Source organism: Eoetvoesiella sp. (assembly GCF_035555955.1).
Classification (GTDB): domain Bacteria; phylum Pseudomonadota; class Gammaproteobacteria; order Burkholderiales; family Burkholderiaceae_B; genus Eoetvoesia.
In genome coordinates, this window is the sequence record NZ_DATMGA010000006.1 from 13,840 (window position 1) to 39,424 (window position 25,585).

Here is a 25,585-nt window from a genome sequence, read left to right on the forward strand (position 1 = left end):
CGCCATAAATCCGTATGTTGCTTAGGTTGCTTTCTTGTTCTTGCGTCGTATTTTATGTGTAATAACACATGTATTAATAGGTGTTATAACAGCTAAATTCGCCTTTAACAATCCTTTTTTTGGGCAATAAGGGTAAGCCTTAGCAAGCGCTCAATGACCAGCGCGCTATCCGAGACGAATCGAATAAGCCAAGCCTGCGTCCGAAACGACTTTTGCGGACGCAGGGATGATGAACGACGAGATTGATTTTTTACCGCTGCGCCCAGAGCGAGGCTCATCAGGTTGTGCAGACGGGTGGAGTGGAGTAGCGCTGTCGCCCCCCAGTCCGGGCAGCGGTACTCCATGAGCGCAATCGCCCGCTGACGCAGGGCATACGTTCCTCAGCGCTTGGCGCCCGGCGACCTAATGGGGGCAATGCCGGAGCTGTCGCGCCCGTTTCCAGGCGGCACCGCGTGGGCGAACTGACCAGCGGTCCGACGATCCGTCAACGCCTTGGAAATTTGCCTACACTCATGAAATGTCCGGGTTTAGCTACCCTGGAACTGCGCTGGACGCTTAGCATGAAATGCCTCGACGCCCTCACGAAAGTCATCCGACGAACGCAGACGACTGTAACAATGCCCTTCCAGCTCAATGGCGATCGATAACGTGGAATCTTCCGTATCATTTAGTAGCTTTTTAGCCGTGCGCTGGGCAATCGGCGAGAACTTCCGCAATTCATCCACCAGGCTGTCGGTAGCCTTCTCCAGGCCGGAATCCGCTACGCACATAGTGGCAATACCCCAGTCATAGGCTTGCTGTCCGGGGATCCGACGGGAGCGCATAACGACGTCTTTGGTGCGCGTAATACCCACCATCTTTTGCAGCCGGGCGGATCCGCCCGAGCCGGGAATCTGCCCCAGCTTTTGTTCCGGCAAGGCATATTGGGCTGTTTCAGACACGATCCGAAAATCGCAGGCAAGCGAGATCTCGAAGCCAACGCCAAAGCAATAACCCCGGTTCGCGGCAATCACCGGCTTGGAGCACCGGGCCGGCGCGGCTACATTCCACGCCAGTTTCGACACATGCTCTGGCGTGGCATCCAGAAAGCCGCGGATGTCGCCGCCACTGGAAAAATGCTCGCCTTCAGCCCGCAAGACAATGACCCGCACAGCGGGATTCTCATCCAGGGACTCGAACACAAGACGCAACTGATCGCGTTGCGCCATCGAAATAACGTTGAACGGCGGCCGATTCAACACGATATCGGCCCGTTCCCGGGCTTCATCGATGAACACCGAGAATCCATCCAGCTGTTCAAGCTGTGTATGCGCTGGGTGCTTAAGTTGGAACATTTCGATTTTTACTCCTGATGTGAATCAATTGAATTTGAATGGCTTGCGCCGCGTCATACGGCAATCACTTCGCCAAGGCTTTGCCGGTCGGAGACCGACGAGGCGTCCCCCTGCATGACGATCTGGCCTCGTTCGAGCGCATAGAATCGTGTGGCCACATCGAGCGCACGATGCACGTTCTGTTCGACCAGCAGAACCGGGATGCCCTCGTCGCGCAAGCCGGCAATGATGGCGAATATCTCATCGACAATGATCGGCGCCAGCCCTTCGGTCGGCTCATCGATCAACAACAGCTTGGGGGCTCCGATAAGCACCCGCGCAATGGCTAGCATCTGCTGTTCGCCGCCAGACAACGCCGTGCCCATTTGAAGGCGCCTTTCTTTCAGGCGCGGGAAACGGGCATAGGCCTGCTCGATCATCAAGCGGGACTCCGCGGAAGAGCGCCGCGGGCATTGCAGTAGCCCAAGCTTCAGGTTCTCTTCAACGGTCAGCCCGGGAAAGATGCGGCGGTCTTCCGGCACCAGGCCTATGCCCTTGCGGCAAATGCGGTCGGACGGCATTCCCACCAGCTCGACGCCGTCGAGCCGGATGGATCCCGACGCCGCCTTGACCCAGCCCGCGATAGTCTTGATGGTTGTCGTCTTGCCTACGCCGTTGCGGCCGCAAAGAACCACGATTTCGCCGGCCCCGACAGAAAGCGTGATGCCCTGCAGAACGTGGCTCAAGCCGTAATACGTATGCACCTCTTCCAATTCAAGCATCGGATTCTCGCTGTCCAAAGTACGCGGCCTGAACCGCGGGGTTTGCACGAACCTCGGCCGGAGCGCCCTCCGCCAGCTTCGCGCCCTGCGCCATGACCACCACATGATCGGAAAGACCCATGACCAGCCCGACATCATGCTCGACCAGCAAGATGGATACCTCGCCCGCCAGGGACTGGATCATGGCCCCCGTCTCTTCGGTATCGGCATGCGACATGCCTTGCGTCGGCTCGTCCAGCAACAACAGCTTGGGTTTGCAGGCCAGCGCCACGGCGATCTCGAGGCGGCGCTGCTCGCCATGGGACAAATACCCCGCCTGCTCATTGACTTTCTGATGCAACCGGAATTGTTCGATAAGCTCGTCAACCCGCTGGCGCGCATGATGGTTGCGGCCCAATGGCAGGAAGGCATGGCGCGCGGACTCGAGCGACTGCGCCGCGAGCCGCAGGTTCTCGCGTACCGACAGCTCGAAGAACAGCTTCGTAATCTGGAACGATCGTGCCAGGCCCGCATGCAGGAGCTTATGCGGCGAAAAGCCGGTCACTTCGACGCCATTGAACTCGACCGACCCGCTACTGGGCCGGATGGCGCCGCTGACGAGATTGAACAGCGTGCTTTTTCCCGCGCCGTTCGGACCGATCAGCGAGGTGATCTGGCCGCGCCTGGCCTTGAAGCTGACGCGATCCACCGCCTTGAGGGCGCCAAAGGCGACCGAGATGTCTTTTATGTCGAGGATGACGTCCGCATCCAGGGCCATTGCATTGCCGCTATGCTTCATGATTGCTCCTTGCGTCGTGCCAGCCACGACTCGACGAGCCCCTTCAGGGATCCTACGATGCCCTTCGGAAAGAACATGACCGAACACATGAACAGCAATCCGATCACAATCAGGTGATGCTCGGTATATGAACCGATGATCGATTTCAAGCCCGTCAGGATGACACTGCCGAACAGCGGGCCGATCAGTGTCCCCACACCGCCAAGAATGACGGTGATCACGGCATTGCCCGACGAGTGAAAATACAGCAGCTCCGGTGAAACAAATCCACGCAGCATCGGGTACAACGCCCCCGACAAGGCCGTGACGTTGGCCGCGATCACAAAGATGCCAAGCTTGTGACGCTGCGCATTGAAGCCAAGGAACGGCACCCTGTCTTCGTTGGCCTTGATCGCCACCACCAAACGTCCGAACGGTGTGCGCAACAATGCCTCCAGGGCAAAATAGAACACCATGATGACCGCCAGCACCAGGAAGAAGAAGTGAGCCGCGTTGCCGGTATCGACGGTAAAGAACAGGAAATTCGCCTTGATGACCGGCACGCCGATGATGCCGTCGGATCCGCCAAGCTCCTGCGTGTTGAACACGGCCTTGGCAAGCACCTCTGCCATGCCGAAGGTAATCAGCGCAAAGTACACACCCCGTGCACGAATGGCGATAATGCCTGCGATGGCGCCAACGACCGTGCTGACGCACAGGGTAACGGCAAGCGCCAGCCAGAAGGAAGGCGCCAGGCCTTTAAGCACCACGGCGGACGTATACGCCCCCAGCCCGAAGAACAAGGCATGGCCAAGCGACAACAAGCCGGTATAGCCAAGCAGCAAATCAACGCCCATTGCAAAGCCGCCGTAGATCAGAGCTTCGGTCGCCAGGCGGAAAAAGAAGACATCACCATGCACTTGCGCGATGACGGCAAACAACAGCGCCAGCGCCACAAACACATAGGCAAACCAGCGCAGGACGTTTCGGGCGACGTCTTCGCGCTGCAAGACGGGGCGGCTGGGCAATGCGCCCAGGACGGCGGAAGTGGAGTCACGCATGGCCAAGCCTCCCAAACAGTCCCTGGGGCCGTATCATCAGTACCGCCACCATAATGGCAAACACCAGGGGGTCGGTCCACGACGGCGAGATATAAAGGCTGGATATGGCCTGGATCTGCGTCAGGACCAGGCCGGCAATCAACGCCCCCTTTATGCTTCCCAGGCCGCCGACAATCACCACGCTGAAAGCCAGCAGAATGAAGTCCTTGCCCATGGTAGGAAACACCGAATAAACCGGAGCCAGCAACACCCCCGCCAAACCGGCCAGGGCTACGCCAAAGGCAAACGTCCCCGCATAAACATGCGATACGGGCACGCCAAGCGAAGACGCCATGTCCTTGTCGAACGCGGCCGCACGCACCATGGCGCCCAGGCTGGTTCTATACACCAGCAGCCATACGCCGACAATGATCACCGCGCCTATTGCCATCAGAAACAACCGATAGTTCGGGAAGAACACGCCCAGCACCTCGCTACCGCCGCCGATGGGCGTTTTCACCGAGAGAGCCTGAGGGCCATAGATGAGCTTGTAGACATCCTCCAGCACAATCGCCAGCCCGAACGTAAGCAACAACGTCAGGATGTGCCTGTCTTTCTGATGAAAGACCCGCTGGATGAACAGCCGCTCGGTCATGTAGCCAAGCGGCGCCATGATGAGGGGCACAAGCAGCAACACCACCCAGAAATTGACGCCAATCGCCATCAGCGTAACGCCGACATAGGCGCCCAGCGCATAGAATTCGCCATGCGCCATATTGATGACGTCCAGCAGGCCGAAAATAATGGTCAAGCCCAATGCCATCAGAACCACTGCAACGCCTATGGAAAGGCCATTGATGATTTGCGGCGCAAATACAAACTGCAGCGTGTCGATAAACCCGCTCATAATTAACATTCCTTATCCGGGGACGATTGGCCGGCCAGTACCCGTTGGCGCCGCCGGCCAAAATACAGCCGCGTCCTATCAGAACCGCTTGCAGGTGTCGGGGCCGATGGCCGCCGCGCCATCCACCTTGCTCAAGACCTTGAACCGGCCGTCCTTCAGGCTGGTGACATACATGTCCTGAACCGCCTGGTGGTCTCCGGCGCGCATGGTCTTCTTGCCCTGGGGCGTCATCCAAGCCAGGCCTTCCATCGCGGCGCGAACCTTGGCGGTATCCGTACTATGCGCTTTTTCTACGGCAGCCTTGTAGAAGTACATCACCCCGTATGAATCGGCGCCGTACAGATCCGGCGCGGCTTTGTAGGCCGCCTCGAAGGCGGCGACGAACTTCTTGTTTTCGGGAATATCCAGGTCGACGGAATAACCCACACCGGTAGTGAAACCCTCGGCGTTCTTGCCCATGGCGCCCAGATTCTGCGAGGTAACGGTTCCCGACGCCCCGACTACGGTCAGATTCCGAAGCAAGCCATATTCGCTCATCTGATTGAACAAGCGTACGGTATCGTTGCCAGCGACCGACGTATACATTACGTTCGGGCGCGCGGCGCGAATCTGCCCGAAAAACGGCGAATAGTCCTTGTTGTCGAGAGGCGCAAACACTTCACCGACCGTCTTGGCCCCTTTCGCTTCCGCGGCGGCCTTGAAAGCATGCACGGTGCTGCGACCCATCTCGTAGTCCGGCCCAAGATAAAAAACCTTTGCGTCCGGCTTGGCCTTGCTCAGCCACTCGGCCAAGGCCACTGATTGCTGGCCGGCCTTGGCGTTGACCCGAAACACGTTGGGAGAGCACTTGTCGCCGGTGATCGCGTCGGAAAAAGAAACGGTGGTGGCCATCAAGCGGTCATTGCGCTCGGCCACCTGGCCTACCGCCAGTGTCGACGCGGAACTCACCGTACCGGTCAGGAAATCCACCTTCGACACCTGAAACAACTTTTCGGCCTTGGGCGTGGCGACTGCGGGATTGGCCTCTTCATCTTCAAAGAGCAATTCGACTTTACGTCCCATGATGCCGCCGGCATCGTTTATTTCTTTGGTGGCCAGCTCGATACCCCAGCGAACTTGCTGGCCAAGGCTGGCATACGTGCCGGACAGAGGCGTCAATACACCGATCTTTATCGGCTCGGCGGGCTGGGCCGAGGCAATGCCCGAGAATCCAGCCGCCAGTGCCGTCAAAAGCATGCGGCAAAATAGTTGTGAACTGTTCATACTGTCTCCTGATTTTAGATTCAAAGTTTTTCAACCCGCGGTGGCTACCGCGGGCTTTCTGCAACAGCTATTCGGGTTCATATTCACTGGCCACCAGCTTGCGGCGCAGCAACTTGCCAACGGGGGAACGAGGCACTTCGCGCACAAACACATAAGACCTGGGCCGCTTGAAGTTGGCCAGGCCTGAAGAGCGGCAATGGTTATCCAGTTCTTCTTCCGTCACCGCAGCGATCCGCTTGATGAACGCGGTAACCTTCTGGCCCCAGCGGGGATCGGAAAGGCCAACCACCGCCACCTCATCGACCGCGGGATGCAATGAAAGCAGGCTTTCTATCTCGATGGGCGAAATGTTTTCACCACCGCTGATGATCATGTCGTCCGTTCTTCCGGACACGAAAAGATCCCCATCACTATCGACATAGCCCGTGTCGCCGGTAAAGTACCAGCCCGCGCGCAAGGCCTTGGCATCGGCGTCGGGCCGGTTCCAATAGCCTTCGAACGACTCATCGCCGCTCAGGTCGGCAATGATTTCTCCTTCTTCGTAAGGGGGAACGATACGATCGGGGTCGCCCGAGTTCATTTGAACGACCCGGATGCGTTGATTGATGCCCGCCCTGCCGGCGCTGCCCGGCTTTTTTGCAGCCTCCTGATCGATCGTGAAGGTATAGACCTCTGACGAGCCGTAATGATTGACGAACAGCTCGGGCAAAAACACGGCAACCAGCTTCTGCATCAGGTCCTGGTTCATGGAGGCGCCGGCAAAGCCCAATTTGCGCACGGACGATAAATCCGTATGCGCGCAATCCGGATGGGCTACGACATCGTGATAAAGAGTCGGAACAAGGTACAGATTCGTAATGCGCTCTGCCTCGATGGCGCGCAAGACAGACGCCGGGTCGAATTTCGGGACACAGACAAAACACCCATCGATCAAGGCCATGGACAGCAACGAGCGCACGCCCATCGTGTGGTAAAGAGGCATGACGCCCAGCGTGCGCTCACCACGCCGGTACAGGTTCTGGGCAACGTGAGCCAACGCGGCGGATCGTTCGTGACGATGGCGGCGGGGAACGCCCTTGGGTTTTCCCGTGGTGCCCGAGGTATACAACATCAATGACCAGTCATCGGCGCAAGCATCAAGCGGATTCTCCAGCCCCGGGGTCTGCAGCAACTCATCGAACCCATGCGAGCCGCCGGCTTGCGCTCCAACAGCAACGCGGAACAGGCGGTGCGCAAGCGTCGATTCTGCAACCGCCTGCATCGAAACGTCCTGGAAGGCAATCAACGTAGCACCGGAATCCTCGATGCAATAGTCGATTTCCTCCGGCTTGGCCCGCCAGTTCAAGGGTGTGACAATCACGCCAAGGAATTGGCATGCCCAATACAGGGTTGCCATTTCCCACCGGTTCTGCAAAACCAGGATCATGTGATCGCCTTTCCTGGCTCCCAGACTCCGCAATCCAGCGGCAACACTCCGGATGCGCCCGCCCCACTCGGCATAACTAAGCCGGACATCGCCGTCCACGATAGCGACGGCTTGCGGACTGCGTTCCTCCGCCGCCAGGAAGCTTCTCCCCAAATCAAGCATTTTTGTCTTCCACTAAAGTCGTGTTATTACGCAACGCGGCAACCTCGAGCACCGCATTGACGATATTTGTATAGCCCGTGCACCGGCATAGATGGCCGGACAACATTTCGCGCACCTCGTGCTCGGTGGGGTTGGGGACGCGCCTTAGATAGTGCTCGCAAGACATCAGGATTCCAGCCGTGCAATAGCCGCATTGCAATGCATGGTTGCGATGAAACGCCTCTTGCAGATCGTCGAGCCCCGCCGCGTTCCCTTGCGCCAGTCCCTCCACCGTATCTATCCTGCGGTCCTGAGCCTGCACGGCCAGCTGCAGGCAGGATCGAACGGCAATTCCGTCGATCTGTACCGTGCAGGCGCCGCACACACCATGCTCGCAGCCGACATGGGTGCCCGTTGCGCCCAGCTCGAGGCGCAGAAAGTCCGACAGCAGCATGCGCGGGTCCGCATAGGCGCTGCGCTCAACCCCGTTCAATATCAGTGAGATCTTGTTGAAGGAATCTTTCTCGTAGCGCTTCATGCCTTCGCCTTTTCAATCAACTTGCGTCCCATATTGCGAACCAGATGCCGGCGATAATGGGCGCTGGCATGCGCATCGCCCTGGGCGTCGAGCTCCCATGCAAAATCGTTCAGCGCTACGTCCAGATCATCATCCACCAGCATCGACCACTGTCGGCACTGCGGGCGATCCGCCACCCCGCCCACCGTCACGGCAATGCTGTCCTTGCCAACTATCGCAGCCATGGCAACGATGGCGAAGTCGCCATGCCTCATCGACACCTCCTCGAACGTGTAACGAACGCTCTCTTCCCGCAACGGAAACCGCACTTCCTCCACGATTTCCCCCGGTCTCACCGCGGTAAGCAGCATTCCCTGGAAGAAGTCTTCGGCGGCCAAGACCCGGCGTCCGGATTTCGAGCGCAGCACAACCTGTCCATGCAACGCCGTCAGGCACAGGGGCAGTTCGGCGCTCGGATCCGCGTGAGCGATCGACCCGCAGACGGTCCCATGATTGCGTATCTGGAAATGCGAGATCCACGGGAAAACCAGCTTCAGAAGCGGAGCCTCATCGGCGAGGTCGCGCCGTGTTTCCACGCTGGCCTGCGTCGCCGCCGCACCAACCGCCAGATAGCCGTTTTCAATACGGACATAGTCCAGATCCGCGCACCGGGATATATCGACCAGTATCCGGGGCTGTGCCAGACGGATGTTCAGCATGGGCATCAACGACTGCCCTCCTGCGAGGATCTTGGCGTCTTCGCCGTACTGCGCCAGGCTCTCCACCACTTCCTGCGCCGTATCGGCGCGTATATAGTCAAAACCGGCCGGCTTCATTTCGACCTCCCCAACAGTTTCAGGACGCGCTGCCACCATGAGCGGTCCGGAGCCTCGGCGCCGCCGATAGCCTGACGCCCAAGCTGCTCGAACAACTGCCGCAACACGACCTTGGCCGCGCCTTCCAGCATGCGTCCGCCCACAGCGGCAACCTTGCCGCTCACGGCCACTTCATAGTCATACGACAAGCGCGTGCCATCCGGCGTGGCTTCCAGATTCAAGCGGCCATCACCCTCTGCAGACCCCAGAGGACTGACCCCGCTCCCGCCCAGGGACAGGCCGTGCGGCGGATCCAGATCGCTCAATCTGACCTCGGCCAGGTAGCGGGCCTTGACCAGGCCTATGCCGATCGTGACGTCGGCACGGTAATGGTTGTCGCCAATCAAGGTAAGCTCGCGGCATCCCGGAACGACTCGCGCCAATGCGACCGGGTCCAGCAATACCGCATACACCTGTTCAGGCGTGGCGGCCAGGTCTACCGACCCCGACATGGAGAGCGCGTGCCCTCCCTTGCCCTTGGCACGCGCAGGCACGCCTGGCCGGAACGCAATGCCCGCCCCGCTAGGCTCAGGCTCGGCGACGGCCAGCAGCTCGTGGATCCGGGACGGAGTAAGAGGCAGGCGAATGTCAGCCACACCAAGCGCATCGGCCACGGCATTTGCGATGCAAACCGGCGTACTCATGTTGTTGCCTTCGCCTATTCCCTTCGTCCCCAACGGTGTGAACGGAGACGGCGTCGCCATGTGCAGAATCGTCGGGTCGGGAACCTCGCAGGTGGTCGGAACCAGGTAGTCGGCGAACGTGCCGGACAGGAAGCTTCCATCTTCGCCATAGGCGAACTCTTCCATTAGCGCAGCGCCCACGCCTTGCGCAAATCCGCCCCGGGATTGCCCGTCCGCCAAGGCGGGATTGAGGATTCTCCCGGCGTCATGCAGCGTGACATAGCGGTCGATGCGAACCTTCCCGGTCACTTTGTCCACTTCCAGCCCGCATATATCAAAGACCAGGCCATAAACTGCCGAGCTGTTGATCACATCTTTTTCGTCGGGCGCCGCCAATTGCGGAGGAGTCCAGAACACCGTTTCGCGCAGGCCAGGCTCCATGCCCGCGGGCAGCGTGGCCGGAGACCAATGTGCGTTGCCGGCCACCCGATGGAACGCCAGCTTGCGCTCGGGGCTCGACGCCGCGAAGATCTTTCGCTGGGCAAAGACAAGCTCGTCCGGCGCAACGTTCAATGTCTCGGCGGCAATGAGCGCCAGCTTGTCACGCACCTTCATCGCGGCAAGATGCACCGTGCCCGCCACAGCGCCGGCAAAACGGCTGGAGTAATTGCCCGCGGCGATGGACCAGCCGTCCTTTTGCGTGTCGTGCTCGGTATTGACCACGATATCGCCAGGCTCCAGCCCCAATGCATCGGCCACCACCTGGGCGACGACGGTACGATGGCCCTGGCCCTGCGGCACGGAGTCAATCATCACGCTCACACTGCCCAAACCATCCACATTGACGGTGGCGCTGGTATTCGCGCCATTCTTCGGGCCGGCCTTGGCCCGCTCTTCTGGCGTCAGCGCGGTGGTGATGTAACCCATGTTGGAAATGGACGGCTCTACAATCATGGCATAGCCGATGCCGTACAACCCGCCATTTGCTCGCACCTGGTCGCGCCGCGCCAGCAGTTCGTCCAATCGCCCCTCTTTGCGCGCCTGTTCGACCGCCGCCTGATAATTTCCAGAGTCGTACAAGGATCCCGCCGGCGTCGCGTAAGGGAACGCATCGGCATCGATCAAGTTCCGGACAATGACGTCCAGCGGATCCAGGCCTAGCTCGACGGCTATCCGCTGCATCAGGCGCTCGAGCGCGAAGTACATTTGAGGCCCGCCAAATCCCCGCACCAGGCCCGTAGGCGTCTTGTTGGTCAGGACCACTTGGTTGCGCACATCCAGATGCCGGACTTTGTAGGCGCCGGTAAGCATGCCGTGCATGCGATAGAACGTGGCGGGCTCCGGCGCGCGCAAGTACGCGCCGCAGTCGTCTATCTGGTGATAACGGAGCGCCAGGATTTCTCCATCGGCCTTGACGGCCGCTTCGATGGTGGTTACGCGATTGGTGGCAGATACGGCCGCAACCAGGTGCTCGAGCCTGTCTTCGATCCATTTCACGGGCGCACCGGCCTTTCTCGATGCCAGACACATCAGAACGACATAAGTCGATACCGCCTGCTTTGTGCCAAAGCTGCCGCCTGAATCGTGCGGCGAACGCATTCTCAGCTTCGCACCGCTGACCTTCAACGCCCGCGCCATTACCGGATGCAACGCAAAGGGCCCCTGGAAATTCGACAGAACTTCGTAGCCATCGTCTCCAGGCAGATGTTCCGCCACCACGGCGAAGCACTCCATGGGAGTGCAGGAATTCCTAGGGTAGCGTACCTTGATACTGACCGTGCGTTCCGCCGCGGCAAACGCCGCATCGGGATCGCCGTAACGGAAGTTCCTGTCGTTGACCGCATTCGTTCCCACCGCGGTGTGCAAGACCGGGGCGTCGGGAAGCAGCGCCTGCTCGGGATCCACCACAACGGCCAGCTTGGCATACTCCACACGGATCAGATCCAGAGCATCCTCAGCGATATAGCGGCTTTCCGCCACCACCACAGCCACCGGCTCTCCTACATAGCGAACGCGCTCTATCGCCATGCACCAATGCTCCATTGGCTGCTTCACCCCTACCGCGAAGGGAGTGGCCCACTGCTTGACATCGGCCCCCGTCAATACGGCGCGAACTCCGGGCAACCGCATGGCCGCGGCTGCATCGATGGACAGGATTTCCGCGTGCCCATGGGGGGAACGCAGTATCGCCGCGTACAGCGTGCCGGGCTTGACCCCAACGTCATCCACAAAACTTCCACGCCCTGTCAGCAGGGGCATGTCTTCCACTCGCGGCACGGAACGCCCAATGTGCGTTTGCGCGCCGGTTCGAGCTGAGACGTCGGGTGCGCCGGCAAGAACAGTAGTAGAGCAATCCAAAATATGCGCCTCTTTTTGCAACGTGACCATTGCAAAAAGTGTAGGGCGGCACCCGTCGGGGCGCGTTATCGTCAGGTCCGGCTATTTACCACTGAGTCTTTTTTTATGGCACGGAGAAGCAATTCGCGCTCCGGGTACAGTGCGCAGCATCAAGACAAAATGGGGAGTTTGCTTTTGGAGCTAGGGCTGCTCGAGCACGTTGACCACCTTGCGATACTGGCTTGGCGTGGCGCCCACGTGCTGGTGGAAAAACCGCGTGAAATGGCTTTGCGCGTTAAAGCCGAGGCTTCCCGACAACAACGCCAAAGACTGCTGGGTTTGGGCAATGCCCTGAATGGCCGCCTCCATGCGCAATACGTTGGCATAGACAATTGGCGTTACATTCGTGGATTGCTGGAACAGCTTGAAAAAATGGGCTCGCGACAAGCAGGCCTGCTCGGCCAGGGTATTGATGTCGAGCTCGGACCCCAGGTTGGCCCGCATGTATGAGATCGCCCTGCGTATACGGAAATCGGGAATCGCGGGCAGGTTGCCCGGCTGCAGCAAGTTGAAATTCCGCCACTCGGAAAACGACTCGATTACCGCGATCATGAGATTGAACAGCTGCTCTTCGAGATATTGATCGCTTAGATCGTCCCCATACAGCATCTCCATAGCCAAGGTATTGGACAGCTTGCGCACGCGATCGGATATCCGCACGCACGAATGGGGAAAGAACCCGGGGTTGCCGCTGGAGATCAAGGCCTTCTCGGTTTTTACCAGCCATTGCGGCTCGATGTAGAGGCCCAGGATGATGGTGCGGGGGGCTTCGACATTGTGCGTATACGCATGCGGCTCCCATGAGTTGATCAGAACCATGGTGTCGTCGGTCAGGGGGACGGATTTATCGCGTACGGAAAAGTGCGTGTCGGCGCCACCAACCTTGATCAATGCGTGGCATTGGGTGTGAGCATGCGTAACCAGCGGTCGATCCATATCTAATAGAGCGATCCGTCCGAACTTGCCCTGAAAAGCTCGTATTGCAACAGACATTGGAGTCCCTGAAGCACGGCCAGACGGTAAGCATAGCCAAAAGACATTCCCTTGGAAGCGCAGACCCGCTTGGCACGCAAAAGCCAGTACACCGCATATTAGAATTGTAAGGTGCGGCTCGACTTATTTTGACGCGCTTTCACTCGGTCCAAAATCAGGGCAAACCATTACTCAATAAAAAAGCCGCCGTCTTGCACGAAGCAAAACGGCGGCTTTCGCGCATCGCCCCGCCCTGGGGGTGGAACGATACGCTAACCGATATGCGCCTTATTCGGCCGAATCGGGTTCGATCCCTGCTGCCTGATCAGCGTCCTGCACTTCCACCGCTTCCGCAACAGGCGCATCCTCGAAAGGATTGGCCATGGCGCGGGCGGCTTGGCGCTCGACGTCTTCGAGGCGTTCTTTTTCCTTGCGGGCCATGTGGTACGACATGCCGGTACCAGCGGGGATCAGGCGACCGACGATGACGTTTTCCTTCAAGCCGCGCAGGTCGTCGCGCTTGCCCATGATGGCAGCCTCGGTGAGCACCCGCGTGGTTTCCTGGAAGGACGCCGCCGAGATAAACGAATCGGTCGACAGCGAAGCCTTGGTAATACCCAGCAGCACGTTTTCGTACGAGGCGGGGAGCTTGCCTTCGGCTTCCATACGGTCGTTTTCGTTCAGCAGCTCGGAGCGTTCGACCTGTTCACCGGTGATGAAGCTGGTGTCGCCGGCATCGCTGATGTTCACACGCCGCAGCATCTGGCGCACGATCACTTCGATGTGCTTGTCGTTGATCTTCACCCCTTGCAGGCGGTACACGTCCTGAACCTCGTTGACCACATAGGTAGCCAGGCGCTCGATACCCTGCAGGCGCAGGATGTCGTGCGGATCGGCGGGACCGTCGACGATCATTTCGCCCTTGTTGACGACCTGGCCGTCGTGCACCAGCACCTGCTTTTCCTTGGGAATCAGGAACTCGTGGTTCACGCCATCCAGGTCGGTGATAACCAGGCGCTGCTTGCCCTTGGTGTCCTTGCCGAACGACACAGTGCCCGTGATGTCGGCGAGCATGCCGGCGTCCTTGGGCGAACGTGCTTCGAACAGCTCGGCCACGCGGGGCAGACCGCCGGTAATGTCGCGGGTCTTTTGCGATTCCTGGGGAATACGCGCCAGCACTTCGCCGACATTGACCTGCTGGCCGTCGCGCACGGTAATCAGCGCGCCCACCGGGAACGAGATGTTCACCGAATGGTCCGTGCCCGCGATCTTGACCTCTTCGCCGGCATCGTTGATGAGCTTGATCTGCGGGCGCATCATGGCCTTGCCGCTGCGGGTCTTGGGCGTGATGACGACCAGCGTCGACAGGCCGGTGACTTCGTCTACCTGCTTGGCCACCGTTGCGCCTTCCTCGATGTTCTCGAAGCGGACGGTACCCGCGTACTCGGACACGATGGGGCGAGTCAGGGGATCCCAGGTCGCCAGGCGCTGGCCGGCCTTGATGACGTCGCCGTCGCCCACGGTAATCGTGGCGCCGTAGGGGATTTTGTGGCGTTCGCGTTCGCGGCGGTTGTCGTCGAAGATGACGATTTCGCCAGAGCGGGAAATCGCGACTCGTTCACCCTTGGCATTGGTGACGTAACGCATGGTAATGGCGAACCCGACCGTACCGGCCGACTTGGTTTCGACCGAACTGGCCATGGCTGCGCGCGAAGCCGCACCACCGATGTGAAAGGTACGCATCGTAAGCTGCGTACCCGGCTCGCCGATGGACTGCGCCGCGATGACGCCGACGGCTTCGCCGCGGTTGACCATAAGGCCCCGGCCAAGGTCGCGGCCATAGCAGTGCGCGCACAGGCCATAGCGGGTTTCGCAAGTCAACGGCGTGCGAACCTTGACTTCGTCGACGCCGAGCTCATCGATCAGGTCGACCATGTCTTCGTCCAGCAGCGTGCCGGCGGCGATGGCGGTTTCCTGGTTCTCGGGGTTGACGATGTCGGTGGCCGTAACGCGGCCAAGAACGCGCTCGCGCAGGGGCTCGATGACCTCGCCGCCCTCGACCACGGCTTTCATGGTGTAGCCATGAGTGGTGCCGCAATCGTCTTCGGTGATGACCAGGTCTTGCGTCACGTCGACCAGACGGCGCGTGAGGTAGCCCGAGTTGGCGGTTTTAAGCGCGGTATCGGCCAGACCCTTACGTGCGCCGTGCGTCGAGATGAAGTACTGCAGCACGTTCAGGCCTTCACGGAAGTTCGCCGTGATGGGGGTTTCGATGATGGAGCCGTCCGGCTTGGCCATCAGGCCGCGCATGCCCGCCAGCTGGCGGATCTGGGCAGCGGAACCCCGGGCGCCGGAGTCGGCCATCATGTAGATGGAGTTGAACGACTCCTGGCGGACTTCGTCGCCATGGCGGTCAACGACAGGCTCAGTGGCAAGCTGTTCCATCATGGCCTTGCCGACCTTGTCGCCGGCCTTGCCCCAGATGTCGACCACGTTGTTGTAGCGCTCTTGCGAGGTAACCAGACCCGACGAATACTGCTTGTCGATTTCCTTGACCTCTTTGCTGGCCTGGGCAAGGATGTCTTCCTTGACCGAGGGAATCAGCATGTCGCTCATGGCAATGGAGATGCCACCGCGCGTAGCCAGGCGGAAGCCCGACTGCATGAGCTTGTCGGCGAAAATCACCGTGGCGCGCAGGCCGCAGCGGCGGAACGACTGGTTGATGAGGCGCGAGATTTCCTTTTTCTTCAGGGCGCGGTTCAGCACCGAGAAGGGCAGGCCCTTGGGCAGGATTTCCGACAGCAGCGCGCGGCCGACCGTGGTTTCGAAGCGGCGCAGAACAGGCTGCCATTCTCCGGCGGCGTCTTTCTCGAACTCGTTCAGGCGCACCGTGATGCGGGTCTGCAGTTCGACTTCACCGCTGTCGTAGGCGCGCTGAACTTCGGCCACGTCGGACAGGAACAAGCCCTCGCCCTTGCCGTTGATGCGTTCGCGGGTGGTGTAGTACAGACCCAGCACGATGTCCTGGGAAGGTACGATGGAAGGCTCGCCGTTGGCGGGGAACAAGATATTGTTCGAAGCCAGCATGAGCGTGCGCGCTTCCAGTTGCGCTTCCAGCGACAGCGGAACGTGAACGGCCATTTGGTCGCCGTCGAAGTCGGCGTTGAACGCCGCGCAGACCAGCGGATGCAGCTGGATGGCCTTGCCTTCGATAAGCACAGGCTCGAACGCCTGAATGCCCAGACGATGCAGAGTCGGCGCACGGTTGAGCATGACGGGATGTTCGCGGATGACTTCTTCCAGAATGTCCCAGACCACCGGCTCCTGGCTTTCGACCAGTTTCTTGGCAGCCTTGATCGTGGTTGCCAGGCCCATCATTTCAAGGCGATTGAAGATGAAGGGCTTGAACAGTTCCAAAGCCATGAGCTTGGGCAGGCCGCACTGGTGCAGCTTGAGCTGCGGTCCCACCACGATGACCGAACGGCCGGAGTAATCGACGCGCTTGCCCAGCAGGTTCTGGCGGAAGCGGCCGCTCTTGCCCTTGATCATGTCGGCCAGCGACTTGAGCTGGCGCTTGTTGGCGCCCGTCATGGCCTTGCCGCGGCGGCCGTTGTCGAGCAGCGAATCCACGGATTCCTGCAGCATGCGTTTTTCGTTGCGCAGGATGATGTCCGGGGCCTTCAGCTCGAGCAGGCGTTTGAGGCGGTTGTTGCGGTTGATGACGCGGCGATACAGATCGTTCAGGTCGGACGTGGCGAAGCGGCCGCCGTCCAGCGGCACCAGGGGACGCAGGTCGGGAGGCAGCACGGGCAGCACTTCCATGACCATCCATTCGGGCTTGATGCCCGATTTCTGGAAGCCTTCCAGCACCTTGAGGCGCTTGGAGATTTTCTTGATCTTGGCGTCGGACGAGGTAGCCTTGAGCTCGGCGCGCAGGGTTTCGACGTCGCGGTCGATGTCGATGGTGCGCAGCAGTTCGCGCACGGCTTCCGCGCCCATGAGAGCGTGGAAGTCGTCGCCGTATTCTTCCGTCTTGGCAAGGTAGTCGTCGTCGGACATGATCTGGCCGCGCTTGAGCGGAGTCATGCCCGGCTCGATGACGCACCAGGCTTCAAAATACAGCACGCGTTCGATGTCGCGCAGGGTCATGTCGAGCACCATGCCCAGGCGGGACGGCAGGCTCTTGAGGAACCAGATGTGCGCCACCGGGCTGGCCAGCTCGATGTGGCCCATGCGCTCGCGGCGCACCTTGGCCACCGTGACTTCGACGCCGCATTTTTCGCAGATCACGCCGCGATGCTTGAGGCGCTTGTACTTGCCGCAAAGGCATTCGTAGTCCTTGATGGGCCCGAAGATCTTGGCGCAGAACAGGCCGTCGCGCTCGGGCTTGAAAGTGCGGTAGTTGATGGTTTCCGGCTTGCGAACCTCGCCGTAGGACCACGAACGCACTTTTTCAGGCGATGCGATGCCAATCTTGATGGCGTCGAATTGCTCGTCTTGCGAGACTTGTTTGAAGAGATCGAGTAGCGCTTTCATTATTTACGCTCCAGATCCATGTCGAGGGACAGGGATCGAATTTCCTTAACCAGGACGTTGAACGACTCGGGCATGCCTGCATCAATGACGTGGTCGCCCTTGACGATGTTCTCGTAAACCTTGGTACGGCCGGTGATATCGTCGGACTTGACGGTAAGCATTTCCTGCAAGGTGTACGAGGCGCCGTAGGCTTCCAGCGCCCAGACTTCCATTTCCCCGAAGCGCTGACCGCCGAACTGCGCCTTGCCGCCCAGAGGCTGCTGGGTAACCAGCGAGTACGGGCCGGTGGAGCGGGCGTGCATCTTGTCGTCGACAAGGTGATGCAGCTTCAGGTAGTGCATGTAGCCGATGGTGACCGGACGCTCGAATTGCTCGCCGGTGCGGCCGTCGAACAGCCATGCCTGCGTGCGGCCCGACGTAAGCTTGAGGCGCTCGGCCACGTCGTCGGGATAAGCCAGCTCGAGCATCTTGCCGATTTCTTCTTCGGTGGCACCGTCGAAAACGGGGGTTGCCAGCGGCAGGCCGTTCTTGAGGTTGCGAGCCATCTCGATGACTTCGTCGTCGCTGAGCTCTGCGATGCGGGCCGGGGTGCCGGTGCTGTTGTAGACCTTCTCGAGATAGGCGCGAAGGTTTTTGACCTGCACCGATTTTTCGTCTTCGAGCATCTCGGCCACGCGATGGCCCAGGCCTTTGGCGGCCCAGCCCAGGTGGACTTCAAGCACCTGCCCGACGTTCATCCGCGAGGGCACGCCCAGCGGGTTCAGAACGATGTCGGCCGGAGTGCCGTCGGCCATGTGCGGCATGTCCTCGACAGGCGTGATGCGCGAAACAACACCCTTGTTTCCGTGGCGGCCGGCCATCTTGTCGCCAGGCTGCAGGCGGCGCTTGACGGCCAGGTAGACCTTGATCATCTTGAGCACGCCAGGAGGCAGCTCGTCGCCCTGGGTGAGCTTTTTACGCTTTTCTTCGAACGCAAGGTCGAATTGATGGCGTTTTTGCTCGAGCGATTCCTTGCCCTGCTCGAGTTGCACGGCGTGGTTTTCATCGGCCAGGCGAATGTCGAACCACTGCCAGCGATCGAGGTCGGCCAGGTATTCCTTGGTCAGGACCGCACCCTTGGCCAGCTTGCGCGGGCCGCCGTTGACGGTCTTGCCGATGAGCGCCTTTTCGATACGGTCGAAGGTGTCGTCCTCGACGATGCGCAACTGGTCGTTGAGGTCCTGGCGGTAGCGGCGCAGCTCGTCGTCGATGATGGACTGGGCGCGCTTGTCGCGCTCGATGCCTTCACGCGTGAAGACCTGCACGTCGATGACCGTGCCGACCATGCCCGAAGGCACGCGCAGCGAGGTGTCTTTTACGTCGGAGGCTTTCTCGCCGAAAATCGCGCGCAGCAGCTTTTCCTCGGGGGTGAGCTGGGTTTCGCCCTTGGGCGTAACCTTGCCGACCAGCACGTCGTCGGCGCGCACTTCCGCGCCGATGTGCACGATGCCCGAATCATCCAGCCGATTCAGTTGCGTTTCGGCCAGGTTGCTGATGTCGCGGGTGATTTCCTCGGCGCCCAGCTTGGTGTCGCGAGCGACAACCGTAAGCTCTTCGATGTGGACGGACGTGTAGCGATCGTCGGCCACGACCTTTTCGGAGATGAGGATCGAGTCTTCGAAGTTGTAGCCGTTCCAGGGCATGAACGCGATCAGCATGTTCTGGCCCAGCGCCAGTTCGCCCAGATCGGTCGATGCGCCGTCGGCCAGCACGTCGCCGCGCGCGACGATGTCGCCGCGGGCCACGATGGGACGCTGGTTGATGTTGGTGTTCTGGTTGGAACGGGTGTACTTGATGAGGTTGTAGATGTCCACGCCCACTTCGCCGGCGACGTTTTCGTCGTCGTTGACCCGGATGACCACGCGTTCGGCGTCGACGTGGTCGACCACGCCGCCGCGCACGGCCTGCACCGTGGTGCCCGAGTCAACGGCCACCGTGCGCTCGATGCCGGTGCCGACCAGCGGCTTTTCCGGACGCAGGCAAGGCACGGCCTGGCGCTGCATGTTGGCGCCCATCAGGGCCCGGTTGGCGTCGTCGTGCTCGAGGAAGGGAATGAGCGAGGCAGCCACGGATACGATCTGCGACGGCGCAACGTCCATGTAGTGCACATTGCCGGGCGCGGTCAGCATGGTTTCGCCGGCTTCGCGGCAAGCCACGAGGTCGTCGGTGAAACGGCCTTCGTCGTCGAGCTCGGCGTTGGCCTGGGCGATGACGTAGTTGCTTTCCTCGATGGCGGACAGGTAGTCGATTTGCTCGCTGACCTTGCCGTCCACGATCTTGCGATACGGCGTTTCCAGGAAACCGTACTCGTTGAGGCGGGCGTACAGGGCCATGGAGTTGATCAGCCCGATGTTCGGCCCTTCAGGCGTTTCGATCGGGCATACACGGCCGTAATGGGTGGGATGCACGTCGCGCACTTCGAAGCCCGCGCGTTCGCGGGTCAGGCCGCCAGGGCCCAGGGCCGATACACGACGCTTGTGCGTGATTTCGGACAAGGGGTTGGTCTGGTCCATGAACTGCGACAGCTGGCTCGAACCGAAGAACTCCTTGATGGCCGCGGAAATCGGCTTGGAGTTGATGAGGTCGTGCGGCATGAGGTTTTCGGTTTCAGCCTGGCCCAGGCGCTCTTTGACGGCGCGCTCGACGCGAACGAGGCCGGCGCGGAACTGGTTCTCGGCCAGTTCGCCCACGCAGCGCACGCGGCGGTTGCCCAGGTGATCGATATCGTCGATCTGGCCCCGGCCGTTACGCAACTCGACCAGCACCTTGATGGTGTCGAGGATGTCTTCGTTGGTAAGGGTCATGGGGCCGGTGATGTCGTCGCCACGGCCCAGACGGCTGTTGACCTTCATGCGGCCGACGCGCGACAGATCGTAGGCGTCCTCGCTGTAGAACAGGCGCTGGAACAATGCCTCGACTGCCTCTTCGGTGGGAGGCTCGCCGGGACGCATCATGCGATAGATCGCAATGCGGGCGGCCATTTGATCGGCGGTTTCGTCGGTGCGCAGCGTTTGCGAAATGTAGGGGCCGCGATCCAGGTCGTTGGTGTACAACGTCTGGATTTCGTGGATATTGGCCGCGCGCAAATCGTTCAGCAGCGATTCGGTGATTTCGTCGTTGGCATTGGCCAGGACTTCGCCGGTTTCAGGATTGACGATGTTCTTGGCCAGCACACGGCCAAGCAGGAAGTCTTCGGGCACGGATACGTACTCGACCTTGGCCGCAGCCAGGTCGCGCAGGTGCTTGGCGTTGATGCGCTTGTCTTTTTCGACGATGACGTTGCCGGCGCGGTCGGTGATGTCGAAGCGTGCGACTTCGCCCTTCCAGCGCTCAGCCACGAACTCGAGCATGCCGCCTTCTTTCTTGAGATCGATATGGTCGAAGTCAAAGAAGTGGGCCAGGATGCTTTCGGACGTCATGCCGATGGCCTTGAGCAGAATGGTCACGGCCATCTTGCGGCGACGGTCGACGCGGAAGAACAGGATGTCCTTGGGGTCGAACTCGAAGTCGAGCCACGAGCCGCGGTAGGGAATCACGCGGGCCGAGAACAGCAGCTTGCCCGAGCTGTGCGTCTTGCCGCGGTCGTGCTCGAAGAACACGCCGGGCGAACGGTGCAGCTGCGAAACGATGACGCGTTCGGTGCCATTGATGACGAAGGAACCGGTATCGGTCATGAGCGGGATCTCGCCCATGTATACTTCCTGTTCCTTGACTTCCTTGATGGTGGGTTTGCTGACTTCGCGATCCATCAGGACCAGGCGCACCTTGGCGCGCAGCGGCGATGCATAGGTCAGGCCGCGCAGTTGGCATTCCTTGACGTCGAAAACGGGCTCGCCCAGCACGTAGCTGACAAACTCGAGGCGCGCCATCTGGTTATGACTGACAATGGGGAAAATGGATGTAAAGGCGGCCTGCAGGCCTTCGTCTTTACGCTTGGAAGGTGGTGTATCCGCCTGCAAAAATGTTAAGAATGATTGCAGCTGAGTCGCCAAAAGGTAGGGGACGTTCTGGACGTCTTCACGTTTGGCGAAGCTCTTACGTATGCGCTTTTTTTCGGTGTACGAATAAGGCATGAGCACTCCGACTCGAGGGGTTACATGGGCCGTCAACCACGGCCCCGGTTTACGACTCCACAAAACCCGGCTTGGGAAAGCTGGACGCCAAACACGGGTTTTCTGGAGACGCAAAAGCCCGGAAAGGCATTTTGCCTTTCCGGGCCGGCAAAAAACTCTTACTTGAGCTCGACCTTGGCGCCGGCTTCTTCAAGTTTTTTCTGGGCTGCTTCGGCGTCAGCCTTGGCAACACCTTCCTTGACAGCCTTGGGAGCGCCGTCAACGAGGTCCTTGGCTTCTTTCAGGCCAAGACCGGTGATTTCGCGAACAGCCTTGATGACGCTGACTTTGTTAGCGCCAACATCAGCCAGGATGACGTCGAATTCGGTCTTTTCCTCGGCGGCGGCAGCGCCACCACCGGCAGCCGGAGCTGCGACAGCCACGGCGGCGGCAGCAGCCGACACGCCAAATTTTTCTTCCATATCCTTGATGAGCTCGGACAGCTCGAGCACGGTCAGGCCGGCGACCGCATCCAGGATTTCAGCTTTGCTTAATGCCATTTTTTAGAACTCCAAATATAAATAAATGCCAGGGTTGGGTGTCGCTTGGTCGTTCAACGAGCCACAAAGCCGCTTACGCAGCTTCTTTCTGGTCGCGCACAGCCGCGAGGCCGCGCACGAACTTGGTGGGAACTTCGTTGAGCGTACGCACAAATTGCGCGACGGGTGCTTGCATGGTGCCCAACAGTTTCGACAGCAACTCTTCACGAGACGGCATGGTGGCCAGAGCCTTCACACCATCCTGGGACAAGACGTTATCGGGCAGGGCCCCGCCTTGAATTACCAGCTTGTCGTTCGTTTTTGCGAAACCGGCGAGTACTTTAGCCGCCGAAACCGGATCTTCGCTGATGCCGTACATCAGCGGACCGGTCATCTGGGCCGTGAGCGCCTCGAAAGGCGTTCCGGCCACAGCACGGCGGACCAGCGTATTCTTGAGAACACGCAGGAACACACCCGACTCACGCGCTTGCTTGCGCAATACGGTGACGGAAGCGACGTCCAGACCACGGTACTCGGCGATAATGATCGATTGGGCCTTTGCAACTTGCGCTGCGACTTCCTCGATGACTACCGCCTTCTCTTGACGATTGAGACTCACGGTTTGAACACTCCATCTAACGACACAAAAGAGGGTCTCTTGTGTCTACCGAATGCGGCGCACCTGGTCGAGTTCTTTTAAAAAGAATTCTTCCATGGGCGCCGTCTGCGCTGGATCCAGAATGACTCTGGGATTAAGCCCGGAACCGGCTGCGCGAGCGCGGTTGGTTCAAGGCTCCAGCGGTCTTTGACAGCAACATCCGAAAAATCCGGATGCAGCCCAAAGTCCTGTTTGCTGCAGCTTGATCGATTAAGCTGCCAGCGAAGCGATTTCTACGCGAGCACCGCCGCCCATCGTGGACGAAACGGCCAGCTTGCGCAGGTATATGCCCTTGGCTGCCGCGGGACGAGCCTTGTTCAGGGCGTCGACCAGAGCGGCCAGGTTCGATTGCAACTGCTCGACGCCGAACGAGGCGCGGCCAATCGTGGCATGGATGATGCCGGCCTTGTCGGTGCGGTACTGCACCTGGCCAGCCTTGGCGTTCTTGACCGCGGTTACGACGTCGGGCGTCACCGTGCCTACCTTGGGGTTGGGCATCAGGCCGCGAGGACCCAGAACCTGACCCAGGGCGCCCACGACACGCATGGTGTCGGGCGAGGCGATGACCACGTCGAAGTCCAGATTGCCGGCCTTGATGCTTTCAGCCAGATCGTCCAGACCGACGATGTCGGCGCCGGCAGCCTTGGCGGCCTCGGCCTTTTCGCCCTGGGCGAACACGGCCACACGCACCGACTTGCCGGTGCCGGCGGGCAGAACGACCGAGCCGCGAACCAGTTGGTCGGACTTTTTGGGGTCGATGCCCAATTGAACGGCGACGTCGATGGATTCGTCGAACTTGGCAACGGCGGTTTCCTTGACCAGGGCGAGCGCCTCGGCAACGGGATACAGCTTGCTGCGGTCGATTTTTGCCTGGATGGCGGCAACACGTTTGCTAAGCTTGGCCATGATTAAACCCCCTCAACCGTAATGCCCATGCTGCGGGCGCTGCCTGCGATCGTACGAACGGCCGCATCGAGATCGGCAGCGGTAAGATCGGGCTGTTTGGTCTTGGCGATTTCTTCGGCCTGAGCGCGCGTAAGCGTGCCGACCTTGTCGGCGTTGGGACGAGCCGAGCCTTTCTGCACACCGGACGCCTTCTTGATGAGGATCGTCGCGGGCGGCGTCTTCATGATGAAGGTGAAGCTCTTGTCGGCGTACGCGGTAATGACCACCGGAATCGGCAGACCAGGCTCGACGCCTTGGGTCTGGGCGTTGAACGCCTTGCAGAATTCCATGATGTTCAGGCCGCGCTGACCGAGCGCCGGACCAATGGGGGGGGATGGATTGGCCTTACCTGCTGGGACTTGCAGCTTGATAAAGCCGACGATTTTCTTCGCCATGCTATGCTCCTTGCGGGTTCAAACGCCAGCAACGGCATGACCGCCGCCGTGGCTCCCCGGGGGTTGAAATCAGGTCTTTTCGACCTGGCCAAAATCGAGTTCGACAGGTGTTGCGCGGCCAAAAATCGTGACCGAGACACGCACCTTGCTTTTCTCGTAATTCACATCTTCCACGTTGCCGTTGAAATCGGCGAACGGGCCTTCCTTGACGCGGACCATCTCGCCCACCTCAAACAAAATCTTGGGCCTGGGTTTTTCGACGCCCTCTTCCATTTGCGAAAGGATTTTCTCGACTTCGCGATCGGAAATGGGAGCCGGTCGGTTGCCCGAGCCACCCAAAAAGCCGGTAACCCGGTTGGTGTTCTTGACCAAATGCCAGGTTTCGTCGGTGAGATCCATTTCGACGAGAACATAGCCGGGAAAAATACGGCGTTCGGAAATGGATTTTTTACCGCCCTTTACTTCTACGACTTCTTCGGAAGGAACCAGGATGCGGCCGAAGGACGTTTGCAGGCCGGCGCGCTCGATGCGCTCGACCAGTGCCTTGTGCACGCTTTTTTCCATTCCGGAATAAACATGGACTACATACCAACGCTTGCTCATGTGCGCCCTTTATTTCCAGCCCAGCAGCAGACCGTATATGACCCAGGCCAGTATCTTGTCGACGATCCACAACAGAGCACCCATGGCGATGACGAAGGCAAACACGATGCCGGTCATTTGGGTGGTTTCTTTGCGCGTAGGCCACACCACCCGCTTGGTTTCGTTGTACGAGTCGCGGCCGAAGCTGATAACGCGGCGGCCGGGTTCGCTGAGCCAGGCAATGCCGGCGGCGATGATGACGCTGCCGATGAATATGCCTACCCGCACGACCGCGGGCTTATCGGCCAACACGGAAAATGCGACAATCCCGGCAACGATAACAAGCACAGCCAAGGCCAGCTTTACGCGGTCGAGGGCGCTGGTAACTGTTTCTACGTTGGTATTCGACATATTCCGGTGAGTGATCCCGCTTTGCGCGGCCTGCATGCAGTACTGGCGATGGTGGCAGGGGCAGTAGGAATCGAACCTACAACCTTCGGTTTTGGAGACCGACGCTCTGCCAATTGAGCTATGCCCCTATACCTGGTAAAAGCGCAGCAGGCCTGCCTGGGTTCCTGCCGCTCTGACAACTACAGCGGCAAAAAGCGCAAAACCATGCGCTTGTTGCCGCCGAATCGACTATTGTAGCGCTTACTTGATGATTTTGGCAACCACGCCGGCGCCGACGGTACGGCCGCCTTCGCGAATGGCGAAGCGCAGGCCCTCTTCCATGGCGATCGGGGCGATCAGCTTGACCGTCATCGCCACGTTATCCCCAGGCAACACCATTTCCTTGTCCTTGGGCAGGTCGATCGTGCCCGTTACG

20 protein-coding genes and 1 tRNA gene are annotated in these 25,585 nt (G+C 59.9%); all 21 read right to left on the minus strand.

The window, feature by feature from the left end; genetic code table 11:
- Window positions 1-527: 527 nt before the first annotated feature.
- Complete coding sequence (locus tag VNT00_RS00930; RefSeq protein WP_325583562.1) at window positions 528-1,334, minus strand: enoyl-CoA hydratase/isomerase family protein; 807 nt, start codon at window positions 1,332-1,334, stop codon at window positions 528-530.
- 53 nt (window positions 1,335-1,387) lie between these two features.
- A complete protein-coding gene (locus VNT00_RS00935; protein ID WP_325583564.1) occupies window positions 1,388-2,095 on the minus strand; it encodes an ABC transporter ATP-binding protein in 708 nt (235 codons plus the stop codon).
- Complete coding sequence (locus tag VNT00_RS00940; protein WP_325583566.1) at window positions 2,088-2,873, minus strand: ABC transporter ATP-binding protein; 786 nt, start codon at window positions 2,871-2,873, stop codon at window positions 2,088-2,090. The genes VNT00_RS00935 and VNT00_RS00940 overlap by 8 nt, the downstream gene beginning before the upstream one ends.
- Window positions 2,870-3,913, minus strand: coding sequence for a branched-chain amino acid ABC transporter permease (locus tag VNT00_RS00945; protein ID WP_325583568.1), 1,044 nt, complete (start codon window positions 3,911-3,913; stop codon window positions 2,870-2,872). Before VNT00_RS00945 ends, VNT00_RS00940 begins: the two co-directional genes overlap by 4 nt.
- Window positions 3,906-4,799 (minus strand): branched-chain amino acid ABC transporter permease, encoded by an 894-nt coding sequence (locus VNT00_RS00950; RefSeq protein WP_325583570.1) that lies wholly within the window; start codon window positions 4,797-4,799, stop codon window positions 3,906-3,908. The genes VNT00_RS00945 and VNT00_RS00950 overlap by 8 nt, the downstream gene beginning before the upstream one ends.
- Before the next feature lie 78 nt (window positions 4,800-4,877).
- Complete coding sequence (locus VNT00_RS00955) at window positions 4,878-6,062, minus strand: ABC transporter substrate-binding protein (protein ID WP_325583572.1); 1,185 nt, start codon at window positions 6,060-6,062, stop codon at window positions 4,878-4,880.
- 67 nt (window positions 6,063-6,129) lie between these two features.
- Complete coding sequence (locus VNT00_RS00960) at window positions 6,130-7,650, minus strand: AMP-binding protein (protein WP_325583574.1); 1,521 nt, start codon at window positions 7,648-7,650, stop codon at window positions 6,130-6,132.
- Window positions 7,643-8,167, minus strand: a complete 525-nt coding sequence (locus tag VNT00_RS00965; RefSeq protein WP_325583576.1) for a (2Fe-2S)-binding protein — start codon at window positions 8,165-8,167, stop codon at window positions 7,643-7,645. Before VNT00_RS00965 ends, VNT00_RS00960 begins: the two co-directional genes overlap by 8 nt.
- Entirely contained in the window at window positions 8,164-8,982 is an 819-nt protein-coding gene (locus tag VNT00_RS00970) for an FAD binding domain-containing protein (protein WP_325583578.1), read from the minus strand. The genes VNT00_RS00965 and VNT00_RS00970 overlap by 4 nt, the downstream gene beginning before the upstream one ends.
- Window positions 8,979-12,032 (minus strand): xanthine dehydrogenase family protein molybdopterin-binding subunit, encoded by a 3,054-nt coding sequence (locus VNT00_RS00975; RefSeq protein ID WP_414650859.1) that lies wholly within the window; start codon window positions 12,030-12,032, stop codon window positions 8,979-8,981. The genes VNT00_RS00970 and VNT00_RS00975 overlap by 4 nt, the downstream gene beginning before the upstream one ends.
- 150 nt (window positions 12,033-12,182) lie before the next feature.
- Complete coding sequence (locus VNT00_RS00980; protein WP_325583582.1) at window positions 12,183-12,977, minus strand: AraC family transcriptional regulator; 795 nt, start codon at window positions 12,975-12,977, stop codon at window positions 12,183-12,185.
- A gap of 324 nt (window positions 12,978-13,301) precedes the next feature.
- A complete protein-coding gene (gene rpoC, locus VNT00_RS00985; RefSeq protein ID WP_325583584.1) occupies window positions 13,302-17,549 on the minus strand; it encodes a DNA-directed RNA polymerase subunit beta' in 4,248 nt (1,415 codons plus the stop codon).
- Window positions 17,549-21,661 carry a DNA-directed RNA polymerase subunit beta gene (rpoB, locus tag VNT00_RS00990; RefSeq protein WP_325583586.1) on the minus strand — a complete coding sequence of 1,371 codons (4,113 nt, stop codon included), beginning with the start codon at window positions 21,659-21,661 and terminating at the stop codon, window positions 17,549-17,551. The genes rpoC and rpoB overlap by 1 nt, the downstream gene beginning before the upstream one ends.
- Window positions 21,662-21,819: 158 nt before the next feature.
- Window positions 21,820-22,200 carry a 50S ribosomal protein L7/L12 gene (rplL, locus tag VNT00_RS00995; protein WP_325583588.1) on the minus strand — a complete coding sequence of 127 codons (381 nt, stop codon included), beginning with the start codon at window positions 22,198-22,200 and terminating at the stop codon, window positions 21,820-21,822.
- 73 nt (window positions 22,201-22,273) lie between these two features.
- Window positions 22,274-22,798 carry a 50S ribosomal protein L10 gene (gene rplJ, locus VNT00_RS01000; protein WP_325583590.1) on the minus strand — a complete coding sequence of 175 codons (525 nt, stop codon included), beginning with the start codon at window positions 22,796-22,798 and terminating at the stop codon, window positions 22,274-22,276.
- Between the two features lie 249 nt (window positions 22,799-23,047).
- Window positions 23,048-23,743 carry a 50S ribosomal protein L1 gene (gene rplA, locus VNT00_RS01005; protein ID WP_325583592.1) on the minus strand — a complete coding sequence of 232 codons (696 nt, stop codon included), beginning with the start codon at window positions 23,741-23,743 and terminating at the stop codon, window positions 23,048-23,050.
- Window positions 23,744-23,745: 2 nt separating this feature from the next.
- A complete protein-coding gene (gene rplK, locus VNT00_RS01010) occupies window positions 23,746-24,177 on the minus strand; it encodes a 50S ribosomal protein L11 (RefSeq protein WP_325583594.1) in 432 nt (143 codons plus the stop codon).
- A gap of 69 nt (window positions 24,178-24,246) precedes the next feature.
- On the minus strand, window positions 24,247-24,780 hold the full coding sequence (gene nusG, locus VNT00_RS01015) for a transcription termination/antitermination protein NusG (protein ID WP_325583596.1): 534 nt from the start codon (window positions 24,778-24,780) through the stop codon (window positions 24,247-24,249).
- Window positions 24,781-24,789: 9 nt separating this feature from the next.
- Complete coding sequence (gene secE / locus VNT00_RS01020; protein ID WP_325583598.1) at window positions 24,790-25,170, minus strand: preprotein translocase subunit SecE; 381 nt, start codon at window positions 25,168-25,170, stop codon at window positions 24,790-24,792.
- A 52-nt stretch (window positions 25,171-25,222) separates the two neighbouring features.
- Window positions 25,223-25,298, minus strand: a tRNA-Trp gene (locus tag VNT00_RS01025).
- A gap of 112 nt (window positions 25,299-25,410) precedes the next feature.
- Window positions 25,411-25,585 (minus strand): EF-Tu C-terminal domain-related protein (locus tag VNT00_RS01030; protein WP_491700826.1); only part of this gene is annotated, 175 nt, incomplete at its 5' end.

Coding starts and splice junctions, on each gene's coding strand:
- VNT00_RS00930 (WP_325583562.1), bottom strand. CDS start 1,334: ATGTTCCAACTTAAGCACCCAGCGCATACACAGCTTGAACAGCTGGAT.
- VNT00_RS00935 (WP_325583564.1), bottom strand. CDS start 2,095: ATGCTTGAATTGGAAGAGGTGCATACGTATTACGGCTTGAGCCACGTT.
- VNT00_RS00940 (WP_325583566.1), bottom strand. CDS start 2,873: ATGAAGCATAGCGGCAATGCAATGGCCCTGGATGCGGACGTCATCCTC.
- VNT00_RS00945 (WP_325583568.1), bottom strand. CDS start 3,913: ATGCGTGACTCCACTTCCGCCGTCCTGGGCGCATTGCCCAGCCGCCCC.
- VNT00_RS00950 (WP_325583570.1), bottom strand. CDS start 4,799: ATGAGCGGGTTTATCGACACGCTGCAGTTTGTATTTGCGCCGCAAATC.
- VNT00_RS00955 (WP_325583572.1), bottom strand. CDS start 6,062: ATGAACAGTTCACAACTATTTTGCCGCATGCTTTTGACGGCACTGGCG.
- VNT00_RS00960 (WP_325583574.1), bottom strand. CDS start 7,650: ATGCTTGATTTGGGGAGAAGCTTCCTGGCGGCGGAGGAACGCAGTCCG.
- VNT00_RS00965 (WP_325583576.1), bottom strand. CDS start 8,167: ATGAAGCGCTACGAGAAAGATTCCTTCAACAAGATCTCACTGATATTG.
- VNT00_RS00970 (WP_325583578.1), bottom strand. CDS start 8,982: ATGAAGCCGGCCGGTTTTGACTATATACGCGCCGATACGGCGCAGGAA.
- VNT00_RS00975 (WP_414650859.1), bottom strand. CDS start 12,032: ATGGTCACGTTGCAAAAAGAGGCGCATATTTTGGATTGCTCTACTACT.
- VNT00_RS00980 (WP_325583582.1), bottom strand. CDS start 12,977: ATGGATCGACCGCTGGTTACGCATGCTCACACCCAATGCCACGCATTG.
- rpoC (WP_325583584.1), bottom strand. CDS start 17,549: ATGAAAGCGCTACTCGATCTCTTCAAACAAGTCTCGCAAGACGAGCAA.
- rpoB (WP_325583586.1), bottom strand. CDS start 21,661: ATGCCTTATTCGTACACCGAAAAAAAGCGCATACGTAAGAGCTTCGCC.
- rplL (WP_325583588.1), bottom strand. CDS start 22,200: ATGGCATTAAGCAAAGCTGAAATCCTGGATGCGGTCGCCGGCCTGACC.
- rplA (WP_325583592.1), bottom strand. CDS start 23,743: ATGGCCAAGCTTAGCAAACGTGTTGCCGCCATCCAGGCAAAAATCGAC.
- rplK (WP_325583594.1), bottom strand. CDS start 24,177: ATGGCGAAGAAAATCGTCGGCTTTATCAAGCTGCAAGTCCCAGCAGGT.
- nusG (WP_325583596.1), bottom strand. CDS start 24,780: ATGAGCAAGCGTTGGTATGTAGTCCATGTTTATTCCGGAATGGAAAAA.
- secE (WP_325583598.1), bottom strand. CDS start 25,170: ATGTCGAATACCAACGTAGAAACAGTTACCAGCGCCCTCGACCGCGTA.